This window comes from Aneurinibacillus aneurinilyticus ATCC 12856 (genome assembly GCF_000466385.1).
GTDB lineage: Bacteria > Bacillota > Bacilli > Aneurinibacillales > Aneurinibacillaceae > Aneurinibacillus > Aneurinibacillus aneurinilyticus.
The window spans coordinates 1-7,821 of sequence record NZ_KE952679.1 but is presented as its reverse complement, the minus strand read 5'-3'; the positions used below and the strand labels follow the sequence as shown (position 1 = coordinate 7,821).

Annotated in this window: 9 protein-coding genes; 1 reads left to right on the top strand and 8 read right to left on the bottom strand. The window is 45.3% G+C overall.

Going from position 1 to position 7,821, the window contains the following annotated elements:
• Positions 1 to 50: 50 nt before the first annotated feature.
• The 4 genes from HMPREF0083_RS02475 to HMPREF0083_RS02460 form a co-directional block, all read right to left on the bottom strand.
• A complete protein-coding gene (locus tag HMPREF0083_RS02475) occupies positions 51 to 1,004 on the bottom strand; it encodes a carbohydrate kinase family protein (RefSeq protein WP_021619395.1) in 954 nt (317 codons plus the stop codon).
• Between the two features lie 134 nt (positions 1,005 to 1,138).
• Entirely contained in the window at positions 1,139 to 1,927 is a 789-nt protein-coding gene (locus HMPREF0083_RS26070; protein ID WP_021619394.1) for a metal-dependent hydrolase, read from the bottom strand.
• 35 nt (positions 1,928 to 1,962) lie between these two features.
• Complete coding sequence (locus tag HMPREF0083_RS02465; protein WP_021619393.1) at positions 1,963 to 2,493, bottom strand: NADPH-dependent FMN reductase; 531 nt, start codon at positions 2,491 to 2,493, stop codon at positions 1,963 to 1,965.
• Positions 2,494 to 2,729: 236 nt separating this feature from the next.
• Positions 2,730 to 2,951 (bottom strand): alpha/beta-type small acid-soluble spore protein, encoded by a 222-nt coding sequence (locus HMPREF0083_RS02460; protein ID WP_021619392.1) that lies wholly within the window; start codon positions 2,949 to 2,951, stop codon positions 2,730 to 2,732.
• Positions 2,952 to 3,190: 239 nt separating this feature from the next.
• On the opposite strand from HMPREF0083_RS02460, the gene thiW reads away from it, so the two are divergent.
• Complete coding sequence (gene thiW, locus HMPREF0083_RS02455; RefSeq protein WP_040301233.1) at positions 3,191 to 3,685, top strand: energy coupling factor transporter S component ThiW; 495 nt, start codon at positions 3,191 to 3,193, stop codon at positions 3,683 to 3,685.
• Positions 3,686 to 3,764: 79 nt separating this feature from the next.
• Here the strand turns inward: thiW and HMPREF0083_RS02450 are convergent, their stop codons facing one another.
• The 4 genes from HMPREF0083_RS02450 to HMPREF0083_RS02435 form a co-directional block, all read right to left on the bottom strand.
• Positions 3,765 to 5,156, bottom strand: coding sequence for a sensor histidine kinase (locus HMPREF0083_RS02450; protein ID WP_021619390.1), 1,392 nt, complete (start codon positions 5,154 to 5,156; stop codon positions 3,765 to 3,767).
• A complete protein-coding gene (locus HMPREF0083_RS02445; protein WP_021619389.1) occupies positions 5,143 to 5,853 on the bottom strand; it encodes a response regulator transcription factor in 711 nt (236 codons plus the stop codon). Before HMPREF0083_RS02445 ends, HMPREF0083_RS02450 begins: the two co-directional genes overlap by 14 nt.
• 23 nt (positions 5,854 to 5,876) lie before the next feature.
• Positions 5,877 to 7,256, bottom strand: coding sequence for a hypothetical protein (locus tag HMPREF0083_RS02440; RefSeq protein WP_021619388.1), 1,380 nt, complete (start codon positions 7,254 to 7,256; stop codon positions 5,877 to 5,879).
• A 158-nt stretch (positions 7,257 to 7,414) separates the two neighbouring features.
• The gene (locus HMPREF0083_RS02435) at positions 7,415 to 7,705 is read right to left on the bottom strand and encodes an MreC domain-containing protein (protein ID WP_021619387.1); all 291 of its coding nucleotides are present in this window, start codon (positions 7,703 to 7,705) and stop codon (positions 7,415 to 7,417) included.
• Positions 7,706 to 7,821: the final 116 nt, after the last annotated feature.

The following is a 7,821-nucleotide window of genomic DNA, read 5'->3' as shown; positions in this document are numbered from 1 at the left end:
ACACCGTGCCCCAAACGGGCGTCGGTTCGTCTCCGGCGTCGATGGAAGTTTTACTTTATAAGCATCTGTTGAAAAAATTCATCGGCATGCATTTTCTCTTTCAATGCCGAACAGTTGCTCTCCGTACTTTCGATCGTCCACCCGGCTACCTTCGTTCCACAAATTACAGCTTCCTCCAGCGGCAAGCCGCGGATTAATCCCATCACCGTACCGGAGAAAAATGCATCCCCTGCGCCCGACGAATCGACCAATGTAACAGGAAATACAGGTTGATGCCCCATCTTTTCACTACGGCTGTCATAGTATACCGCGCCCATCTCACCAAGGGTCACCACCATGGATACAAGACCTGTACGATGCACGAAATCCGTCAATGCATGCATTTGACCTTCAGTATCCATATGAGTGAAGTCAAGCCCAAGAAGCATGTCAGCTTCATAGTTATTACAAATAAAGCATTTCAATCCCATCAAAAGATCAGGGTGTTTCATAATAACTTCCAGATTTCCTGGAATGCCATATACAGGCCGGTCGTATTGCTGCGCCAGCGACAGCACGCGGCGAGCGATTCCCTCGTTGAGGTCCAGTTCCAGCACAACATGAGAGGATGCTTGCACAAGCGCTTCTCCCCGTGTCTCCATCATCGTCTCTAGTGCGCCTAACACCGGCATTTGGGAAATGGAGCCGGCCAAATTCCCGTTCTCATCCAAAATCGCCAGCCACATCCCCATTCCCTGTGCCGGACACGGTTGCACATACTCGGTATCAATGGACAGGTCTTTAAGGCGCATCATTACTTCCTGGCCAAGTCCAGAATCATCTACAGAAGAAACAAATGCGATCGGAAGGTCCAGATTGGCCAGGTTCTCTGCCACGTTACGTCCGACACCCCCATGCACGAATTGTACATTACCGATATTTCGCGTATCCGGCTGATAATTTTGTCTGGCAAATCCTTTACAATCCACGAAGATCGTTCCAATAACCGAAACTAATTCTGTCATAATGTTAAACCCCTTTATCTCAATTATCCTTGTACATTCATGAAAATAGGCCGCCTAAGAGGCGGCCGAATAATCGTCCATTTCTCTTTGACGACCTAACTATATTAAGAATACGTTAAAATTTCAAGAAGAAATCATAAAGAAAGCATATCAAAACACACAAGCAGCACAATAATGCTGCTTATCAGCACAACAGCCGTTTCCTTGCGCCCGTCTTTTTTTGTACGAATAAGTGGCACTTTGATTAGAGGAGGAAACGGATGCAAATAGCGTATCCCGGCCACAGTCAATGTATCAGCCAGAAGATGCGATGCATAGCCATACACCGCCGAAAGAAACAGCCCTTGCATTCCAAGAGATACCTCGGCATAGAACCATATATATCCCCACGCCGACAGCGCCCAAATCGTATGCGTATATGTACGGTGGGAAAAGTGCGGGACAATAGCGATAAACAACCCCAGTCCAAGCACCCACACATAATCGGAGTGCAGCACTTCGTAAGGAAATCGTTTCAGATTAAGCATTTTTTCGCCAAATTGCAAGTAGATTGCGCTTCCCATAATCAATAGGCCAAGTAACGTCACCATCCATTTACGCGAAGCATGATCCCTAAATATGAAACCGACTCCAAGAAACATCAACCCCACAAATGCGGTAAGAAACTGTCCGTTGCGCGTATCCGGAAAATAGCTTAGCAAAATGAGGAAAACACCTATATATCCCGAGAATAAGCGAATAAAACGCAATGGACGTTCTGTCAGTTTACGCGTCAAAAGTCCATCCGAATCCAAGTCAGGCACTAATGAGGAGACAGCCGCCACCATTACCGCTGCAGCGCCATCTATCATATTGGTTCCCGTTAGCTTTGCCACCGCAACGCCTGCAAGAGCACCAAGCGCCAGATGGCTCCTGCCCATCATGCTTTTGCTCCCTCCTCTTTGCTGCAAGGAAACATCTATTTACCCAACGCTTTCGTTACGTGTACCAACTGCTGCGCCATATCACTTAATTTCGTTCGGCTGTCTTCGTGTACAAGTTCACAACGATCGTTATAGCATACGACGTCAGTAACATATTGCTCAGACAGCACAAGAGCATACAAACCACGCAATACGGTACGCAAATCATTCAGTGCATTAATTCCACCTTTACCTCCGCCTCCAACTGCTGCAATCATCGCTGGCTTGCCACGGAAATAATCTCCTCGCAGAAAATCAAGCGCATTCTTCAATGCACCGCTCATTCCACTATGATACTCCGGCGTGCAAACAAAAAAAGCATCCGCCTCTTCTGCATATCGTGTCAATTTCACAGCATTCGGATGCTCTGTTTCCGTACTGCCTTTATATATAGGAAGTTCATGTATCCCTACATCAAAAAACAAAACATCTGTACCCAACTGTTCCAGATGGGTTGCTATTGTTTGGGCCAGTCCCCTCGTATTTGATTTCTCCCGTGCGCTGCCGGCAACCACCATAATCTTCATATTCTATCATCCTCTTTCATGTTCGTTGTAACTCTTCTCTATTTGTAACAATTCTAAATAAATAGAGAATGTAAGTCAAGCTATCGTTATAAATTAATGAAAAATTCCTGATTTAAACAAAGAAAACAGGGGATTTTTTCATTTTACTTTCTGTTTTATGCATGAACAAACAGAAGGATGTTCGCCCATCGAACATCCTTCTATCCTGCTATCCCATAATATCGCTGTACATACGATTAGTGGATACGGCCAAACATCTGTTGCTCTGCCATGCGAACAAGACGCCTGGTCATCTCGCCACCTACAGAACCGTTCTGACGTGACGTTGTGTCCGGTCCAAGCTGCACCCCGAATTCTGAAGCGATTTCATACTTCATCTGTTCAAGCGCGGATGCGGCCATCGGTACCACAAGCTCGTTTGTTCTACGATGGTGATGAGCCTGGTATATGGTCTGCATATCATAAACCTCCTATATGGGTAATTTTGGTCTCTCGTAAACTTAAAATTCCACAAAAAAAAAGAAATATACATAATAGATAGTAGGAAATATCTCCCTTTCACAATCATTTGCTGGTCTTCAAAAATGCTCAGCATGAATGCTTCTATCAGGAGTATCTTGAGGTAGACACCCCGGTACAATCACGGTATACTCATACTCGCTTATTATAAAGCATGAATGTGGAAGGAGTTACAAATATGAAACCTACCATACGCCTTACATTTATGGCACTATTAACAGCTATCGGAACACTCGGTTCCAGTTTTCTTTGGTTCCCCGCAGGCGTTGCTAAAGCGTACCCGGTGCAGCATGCCGTTAATGTTATCTCTGCCATTCTGCTTGGCCCCGGTGCGGCCGTTACTATCGCCTTTATGATCGGACTGGTACGCAACATGCTTGGTCTTGGCACCATACTGGCCTTTCCAGGAAGTATGATCGGTGCCTGGCTTGCCGGCTATCTTTATCGCAAAACCCGCTACGCATCCAGTGCAGCCATAGGTGAAGTAATAGGAACAGGAATCATCGGTTCCTTGCTGTCGGTACCTATCGCCGCTTTACTGTTAGGTAAGCATCTCGGCATTTTTGCATTCATTCCCCCGTTTCTTATCAGCAGCCTGACCGGGGCAATTCTCGCACTTATTTTACTGCCGCTCCTTAAGCGAACACCGCTCGGCAAATACTATAAAAAATAGTTGCCATTCCGGACAATTCTAGTCAGCAGCGGCCATCCGAAAGAGTATTTTTACGCTCTCCATTACCTCTTCATATTATTTATTCTTTTTTGTATAAAGGCACACTGACAATCACTGTTGTGCCTTTTCCCTTTTGGCTTTTGATGTGTAACGTTCCATTATGCAGCTGTATGATTTCCTTACAAATTGCAAGCCCGAGTCCGCTGCCCGCTTGCTTCGTCTCCCCTTTATAAAACTTCTCTGTTACCCGCCTTACTTCCTCTTCATCCATGCCTTCTCCATTGTCTTGCACTTCCAACAAAGCCTGCCCTTCCTTTGAATACACGGTAACCGTCACCGCTCCATCCGCAGGCGTAAATTTATATGCATTATGCACCAGATTAACGAGCACCTGCTTTATCCGATTACTATCTCCGAATACCAGCAGAGGTTCCACTTCGGTTCGTACCGTTAGCTTTAATTTCTTATCCCTCTGATGAAAGCCGAACTGTTCCCTAATTTCTATCGCAAGCGTACGCAAATCAAACACGCACAGCTCCATCTTCATATTTCCAGACTGAAGCCTGGAGAAATCCAATAAATCTTCTACCAGACCAATCAGACGGTCCGTCTCCTTCGCCATTACGCTAAGACCAAGCATCGTCTCCTCATAATCGCGCAGATTTCCCGATAAAAGCGTCTCACCCCACCCTTTGATTGACGTAAGCGGTGTACGCAATTCGTGAGAAATAGAAGATATAAAGTTATTCTTCAGCTTATCGGTTTTCGTAATTTCATCTGCCATATAATTCAGCGTCTCTGCCAGAGCCCCAACTTCATCATCATGCCGCTTAACGGCGCGTGTCGTAAAGTCGCCTCCAGCCATCCTCTCTGCCACTCCTGTTACCTCTTCAATCGGCCTTACGATACGCTTCGCCAGAATGATACTGAACGCAAACGCAAATGCGACAGCAAGTATTCCGCTAAGCAGAGCAATGCCTGTAATGTTGCGTACTGTCGTATCTATCATTTCGGCTGATACTGTATACCGCAAAACACCGAGTGTTCTAGAACCTGTTCGAAGCGGATTTGAAACCGCAATGATGCTCTCTCCTGTATCGGAAGAAACACCCCGCCATGTTCCCGTTTCGCCTGTTAACGCTGTCTTCACATCAGGCGTATTGATTTGCTGTCCGGACGATCCATACGATGTCATCACTGTTGTATGATCCCAATCAATGACTTCAAAGACAGGAAAATCAGATCTTGCATCAGACTCGAAGATATACTTCGCTTTTTCTTTCACATTATATGAGAGTGCGTATTTATTGTAATAGGCTGTCGCCACCGCGGCCTGATTTTGTAGGGAGTCCATGGCACTGCCATAATAATATTGCCGGACAGCCAGGAAAAAGAGTGCTTCAAGTGCCAATGTAATTAAGAGAATAACGATACCAAAATTACGGACAATGCGCCCTTTAATGCCCTTCATGCTTTCCTTCCCGCCTCCACATATAACCAAATCCCCAAATCGTTTCAATGTATTGCGGGTGGGAAGGATCTTCTTCGAGTTTCTGGCGAAGCCTTCGAATGTGAATATCTACCGTCTTCAAATCACCGATATAATGCCTTCCCCATACCATATTAATGATATCATCCCGACTTACCGCCGTATTGGCTTTCTCCATAAGCAACTTCACGATGGCGAACTCTTTTGGCGTCAGCTCTACCTCTTCTTCCTGTTTATACAACGTACGCTTATCCACCGAAAGCAGAAAGGGGGCCAATGCAATCGTATGAGAGCCAGTGGAATCCCCATCCAGGTTCACACGTCTTAACAGTGCATTTACACGTGCGAGCAGCTCGGCAGTCCCGAACGGTTTAGCGATATAATCATCCGCACCACAATCGAGCCCCTCCACCTTATCCCGTTCCTGACTTTTCGCCGTCAGCATAATAATGCCCAGGCGAGGATTTTGTTCGCGCAGTATTCTGCATACATCAAAACCGCTAATCCCCGGCAACATGACATCAAGCACTGCCAAGGAAAGATCCGGATTCTGCTCCGCGATGCGAAGCGCTTCTTCTCCCGTAGCAGCCTCTACGATATCAAATCCCTGACGCTTCAAAATAACACGCACAAATCCTCGAATACTCTCCTCATCTTCAAGCAATAATACTTTTGTCATCGTATTTCTCCTTACAATTTCATTTAAAAACGGATTGTCTGAAACAAGCTCTCTATCTCTTCTTGTGATAGCTGCATCCGGTCATATTCTTCCTTAGCGGAATCTGAAAGCTTCAGGGATGACGCGGGAAGATACGCAATGAACACGTAATCGCCTGCATTCCGCAGACGAATATAAGGTGTCCCCTCCTCTGTAAGCTTCTTCTCTTTGTTTTTCCATACGCCGCGTGCATAATATTCAATGGTTGCCAGAAGCGGCAACTGTCCAGCCTCGTCTTTTTGTCCTGTGTAATAAAAAGACACGGAACCGCTATTCTCTTTCTCATGTGTCCGGACTGTTACTTTGTTTGTCCAGTTACTCGGAAAATCAACACGAAAGCCAATTTCATAATTGTTATAGTTCTCATGTACAGGTATAAGGCCTGCTTTTCCATCCCAGCGACTCCATGATGTGATCCATGGTATATTTACCATTGCAATATCTTCCGCTCCTGGCGGTTCGATAAGCGTAGCGATTTCCATCACACCGTCATGATTGATATCTTCACTAGGAACACTGTATGCTTTAAATGTTTTTCCATCGATTTCCTCTGCTCGTCCCGCTGCAAATACATTCCTTAGTTTTCCGTTCTCCATAATCAACAGATCCGTATACGCTGAATGCGCACCGATTGCAACATCAACGAATACGCCCCATTTTTCTCGGGTGGCACGACCAATTTCCACCTGCTCGTATCCATTGATCGTTCCATCCATCTGCAACGTGTCAGCGATTGTATACGAACCGTTCTTCATCTTATAAACTTGTGCCTGAGCGGTCATCTTTTCCCGATCATGCAAGAATACGACAAGCTCCTCTGCCTTGTCCTCATCCAGATTCCCAACAGCTACTTCTGTGTATGGGCGCTGTAGTATTGGCTTTAATTTATCTCCCTGCAATTCATAGACGGTTAAATCGTTCGGTTCTACTGAGTCCTCGCTACCAGTGCCTATAATAATATTGAGTTTTCCGTCTCCTGTTACGTCTTGATAGTCTGCGTAGTATAGCGTTTGTCCCATATTCTGCTCCGCAATTATTCGTTTCCATTCGTCTCCCTCCTTGCGCAGCACCAACGTATATATGGCATAATCCTCTTTGTTGGTTTTATAGAAGGCGATCACTTCCTCTTCTCCATCGCCATTCAAGTCCCTTAACTCAATTGGGCTTGTCTTCTCCGGCTTCGAGGGAGCCAGCAACTTTGCCCCTGACGGCAAGGCCCGTATCACAGCCTGGTAAATCGTCCGCTGATCCCCCTTGGCATCCGGCGTCTTCATTAAATGACTCGGCTCTGTAAAAACCGCGCACCCACTGAGGAGCGCCAGCACAACAGCAAGACATATCCATCGTCCGACTCGTTTTTTCATGATAAAATCTCCCTTAATTCTTCCGGTACAAAATCTTACTTTCTTAATTATAGTGCTCCTCTTGCTTAAATCGTTGCAAAAAAGTTAAAATACCTCTCTTCCGTATCATAACAAAGAAACCCGGCAGCTTGTCTGACGGATTTCCTTGCTATGCTACATTAATGCTTCTGTTCCATTTCGTTTACCTTCTCTTTTAACCATTCATTTTCCGCCTGCAATCTGCCATTTTCCGCTTGCAGTTCAGCCATTTTGACAAGCAAGTCATAATTTTGCTTTTCCAGGTGCGTAACACGTGTCTGTAAACGTAAGATTTCTTCCTGAATATCATTAATAAAATGCACTTTTTCTTCCAATTGGTTTCGCTGTCTGCCCATTAAAAAATCAATTAGTTTTCCGATTACTCCGCCGAGCACGACAAAAAATGTAGCCCAAAAGGGATCAATATTCATAGAACCACCCCCTTTTTGCTACATCTTATTCACGTGCATAACTATCGGGTTGTACTATTTTATTTACAACAATAAAAGTGTGCAGTGAACTACCCACCACTTAAAACCTGACGATT